This window comes from Komagataeibacter nataicola (genome assembly GCF_003207795.1).
GTDB classification, from domain to species: domain Bacteria; phylum Pseudomonadota; class Alphaproteobacteria; order Acetobacterales; family Acetobacteraceae; genus Komagataeibacter; species Komagataeibacter nataicola.
Genome location: NZ_NIRT01000075.1, coordinates 1 through 2,978, shown reverse-complemented (window position 1 = coordinate 2,978; position 2,978 = coordinate 1). Strand labels below are relative to the sequence as shown.

Here is a 2,978-nt window from a genome sequence, read left to right as displayed (position 1 = left end):
GGCTGTCGCGACCCGATATGAGAAAACCGCCGCATCCTTCCTCTCCGTCATCCTCATCGCTGCTACAGCAGACTATATCAAGACCTAACAGGCCCTAGTCAACGAACGAGCCTGATTGGAATGGGTTTATTTGTGCAGTTGCATGCGACACGATATAACACATGCAGCGCTCGACGATAGAGTTGGTTCACGTGCATTCAGATTCAACCGAGGCTACACATCTGTCATATAGCGTCTGGGGTCCATACGCTCGTGCAGGATACGGATTACGTCGATAAAGCCATCCTCGTTAACTCGAAAAAACAACAGATGAGAGCCGACGAGCATCTTGAGATACCCTTCCCGAATATCGTCGGCAGTCCGTCCATGTCGTGTTCCGTCCGCGAGATCGTGACAGACTCGCCCAATAGCTCGAACATAGTCGTCGGCCTGAGTGGTTCCCCATTGTTGTGCTGAATAATCCCAGATTGCTGACAGATCGGCTTGGGCCGCTGGCCTTAAAAGAAAACGCATTACCGGAACTGTTTAGCCTTCGTGGTGAGGAAATCTTCTATATCGAACGGCTCGGCTGCACCGGACTGCTCGCCGTCGATCAGGGCGGAGCGAAGAGTTTCAAGTCGTGTCTCCCGCTCTTCAAGAATCCGCAGGCCAGCGCGTATGACGTCGCTCGCCGAGCCGTAGCGTCCACCTTGCACCTGCTGGTCTACGAAATCCGCGAAATGGTCGCCGAGTGAAATTGATGTGTTGCGCGCCATGGAGCCCTCCTCCTTACACAAAATAATATACCAATAATTGGTACAATGCTAGCGCACGAATCAGGCAAGGTATCGGCGCATCAGTTCGTGATGGAACGACACGAAAAGATGGAGAAGCGAGGGGCCACAGGAAAAAATAAGGATGTGTATAGGATGCAACTGGGAAGTGTATTTCCGCGTGAGCGAGGGTGGAGCAGCGTAGGCGCGATACGTTCGAACGAAAAGTTATCTTCAAAAAGTGATTGTGGCGGCGTAAAATTGGTGGCTCTGGCATAAATCTGACAATCGGGTCGTAGATTGGGACTAAAGGCTCATAACCTGAAGGTCATAGGTTCAAATCCTATCCCCGCAACCAAGCATAAATGTCTGAAAAGACTAAAGAAAAGCCACCCAATCGGGTGGCTTTTTTTGTGCCCAAATCACTCCGCAGGAAACACATAGGAAACAGACGAAAAGGTAATCCGGCGCAATTTTGTCGAATGTCACAAATGCGTGAAGGTGGGAGAGGGCATCCCGTCGCCTGTTTCAGGGTATGATCCTGCCTTGTCGAGTCAGGACAGTCTTGCTGTCCATAACTGGAGTAGCAGGAAAGCCTCATGGCCGCAGACGAACTCACGGGACTGATCAGATATCTCGGTCAGGATGACTGGCAGGACCGTTTCGCGGAAGTGCTCGGCGATCACATCGGGCCGGCGCTGGAAGCGGGCGACATCACGTTCGAGGATCTGGCGGAGATGATCGGCCCCGACGTCGCCATGACGCTGTGGGGCTGTGCCTTCGAGGATTTTCTCGGGCAGGACCGGGACGATGGTCGGAACATCGTTGACGTCTATCTGAAACGCCGGGGCCGGAAGGAAGGGCTGCGCAACAGCGCCTATATGCGTGCGCTCAGGGCTTCGGTCATGAGCCTGTATGAAGTCTCGGACATCAGACCCGGCCAGAGCTGCATGGCGCGTGACCTGCTGCGGGGTGGCGAGCCTGTTCTCGTGCATGAAGGCACCGCCACCCGGACGCTCAGACAGTGGGACCGGATTGCAGCGCGCCTTGTGCCGTCAGATGGAAAGACCGTTCTGGCTGGCGGTCTGCTCGCCTGTTCACGGGGCGCCTGTGAGGATCTGGCCGCAAACCTTTACAGGGCGCTGCGGAAAAGACGCAGCAAGGCGGAATTTCCGAAAGTCGATACGGAGACCCTGCGGGAACTTGCGCCGATGTTCACGCTCACCTGGCTGTTCCGGACGCTGGAAGACATGGCCCGGCAGATGGAGGGTCCGGCGCTGTTCAATGGCGACGGGGAGGATCTGGTCTTCCATGAAGTCTGTTTCCCGCTGGTGAAGGGCGTGACGCAGAAAAAGGTGGTGGATGCGCTTGAGGGCGTGGTGGCCCTGCATCCGGAGAGCCGGTCGTTCTGGAACTGGCTGAAGGAGTCGGAGAGTGATCCTGTGTCGTTGTCCGGACGGGATGAAAACGGGCGGTTCCTGCGCACCGAGATGGACGATGGTGCGATCGTGCTCGGCACAGTGGAACTCAAGGGGCGGCAGTTGCGGTTGCAGGTGAACTCAGGGGAACGGGCCGAACGTGGGCGTGCCATGCTGCAGGCCGTTCTGGGCACGCTCGTGGGCGCTCCCCTGACGCAGATCATGACACCGGTGCAGGCGATGGATGAGCGGGAGCACGGTGGACGGACTGCATCGCCAGACCTGCAGATCCCGCCTGAAGAGGAAGCGCGGATCATCGGACAGATGCTGGAGCGTCATTACCGGCAGGTGCTTGATGAGCCGGTGCCGGCCTTGGGGAATGTGACGCCGCGTGAGGCTGCCCGGACAGCTTCAGGACGTAAAAAGGTGGTCGCCTGGCTGAAGGATATCGAAAACACCACAGCCCGCGCCCGGAAAAATGACGGTGCGGGTGTTGCCTACGATTTCGGGTGGATGTGGCATGAACTCGGAATCACCATGCTTCGGAAATAGGCCGCTTTCGCCTACATCCCAGTCATTCAAGACGTTATGGCAGTTTCCCGAAAGCCGAACTTCGCTAGGCTCAGGACTCATAGCCAGAAGATGACGGTTGCAGCGAGGCAGATGGCTGAGAAGAAGACGTTCGGGCATCTGTCATAGCGTGTTGCGAGATGCGGTTGCGTCTTTTGTATTTTCGCTTGTCGTATTTGACTGGTTTTCCGCGGGATCTTCTTCCCGGAATGCAGGGCCTGATCCCTTTTTCCTCCAG

General features: G+C 56.4%; 3 protein-coding genes and 1 pseudogene. 1 reads left to right on the top strand and 3 read right to left on the bottom strand.

The features are described from left to right. Positions 1-213 precede the first annotated feature (213 nt). Both CDI09_RS19055 and CDI09_RS17225 read right to left on the bottom strand, forming a co-directional pair. On the bottom strand, positions 214-513 hold the full coding sequence (locus tag CDI09_RS19055) for a type II toxin-antitoxin system RelE/ParE family toxin (protein ID WP_078526248.1): 300 nt from the start codon (positions 511-513) through the stop codon (positions 214-216). Then, positions 513-755: a type II toxin-antitoxin system ParD family antitoxin gene (locus CDI09_RS17225; protein ID WP_078526250.1), complete on the bottom strand. Its 243-nt coding sequence runs from the start codon at positions 753-755 to the stop codon at positions 513-515. Before CDI09_RS17225 ends, CDI09_RS19055 begins: the two co-directional genes overlap by 1 nt. A gap of 596 nt (positions 756-1,351) precedes the next feature. On the opposite strand from CDI09_RS17225, the gene CDI09_RS17215 reads away from it, so the two are divergent. Then, positions 1,352-2,722, top strand: coding sequence for a hypothetical protein (locus CDI09_RS17215; protein ID WP_078526252.1), 1,371 nt, complete (start codon positions 1,352-1,354; stop codon positions 2,720-2,722). Positions 2,723-2,799: 77 nt separating this feature from the next. Here the strand turns inward: CDI09_RS17215 and CDI09_RS17210 are convergent. Beyond that, positions 2,800-2,978: pseudogene (locus CDI09_RS17210) on the bottom strand (IS5/IS1182 family transposase); the annotation flags it as partial.

Coding starts and splice junctions, on each gene's coding strand:
- CDI09_RS19055 (WP_078526248.1), bottom strand. CDS start 513: ATGCGTTTTCTTTTAAGGCCAGCGGCCCAAGCCGATCTGTCAGCAATC.
- CDI09_RS17225 (WP_078526250.1), bottom strand. CDS start 755: ATGGCGCGCAACACATCAATTTCACTCGGCGACCATTTCGCGGATTTC.
- CDI09_RS17215 (WP_078526252.1), top strand. CDS start 1,352: ATGGCCGCAGACGAACTCACGGGACTGATCAGATATCTCGGTCAGGAT.